Source organism: Kitasatospora putterlickiae (genome assembly GCF_039527695.1).
Taxonomy (GTDB): Bacteria; Actinomycetota; Actinomycetes; order Streptomycetales; family Streptomycetaceae; genus Kitasatospora; species Kitasatospora putterlickiae.
This window is the reverse complement of record NZ_BAAAKJ010000042.1, coordinates 44,237-44,869: the sequence shown is the minus strand read 5'-3', so window position 1 is coordinate 44,869 and position 633 is coordinate 44,237. Positions and strand designations below refer to the sequence as shown.

General features: G+C 78.0%; 1 pseudogene. It reads right to left on the bottom strand.

What is annotated here, in order from left to right:
* Window positions 1-633: pseudogene (locus tag ABD308_RS05075) on the bottom strand (hypothetical protein); the annotation flags it as partial.

Below are 633 nucleotides of genomic sequence, written 5' to 3'. Positions count from 1 at the left end.
GGCGACGGAGGCCACCAGCCGGGCGTAGCGGGCCCGGTGGGTCGGGGGAAGGTGCGCCGGGTCGGCCCGCAGGACGGCGCGGCGCACGGACGGTGTCCCCTGCCCGGCGGCCTCGGCGAGCAGGTCCCAGACGGGTTCGGCGTCCAGCAGGCCAGTCGCGAAGGCGACCGCCGCGGCGCGCACATCGCGGCGCTGGCCCTCGATGCGGTAGGCGGCGGCCAGCAGGACGGCGGCGGCCCGCGGCGGCAGGTGCTCCGCGGCCAGCCGTACGGCTTCCTTGCGGCTGGTCACCTTGGTGCCCCGCGCCTGGGACAGCAGTTCTCCAAGCCGGTCGGCCAGCTCGCCCGGCGGAGCGAACCGGGCGGCCCGGGTGACCGCGTACACCGCTGCCCGGGCGCGGTCGCCGCCCGCGTGGGCCAGCAGGTCGCCCAGCGCGTCGGCGGGCCGGTCCGTGCGGGCCAACGCGGCGAGCGCCGCCTCGACGAGCACCACCTCGGCGGAGTCCAGTTGGGCGCGGACGACCGCCTCGCCGTACTGCGGGATCGCGGCGGCGGCGTGCAGGCAGCGGGTGATCCAGAAGTCCGGGTCGACGTGCCGGCGGATGCCTTCGGTGCCGAGCCGCTGCAAGAAGCG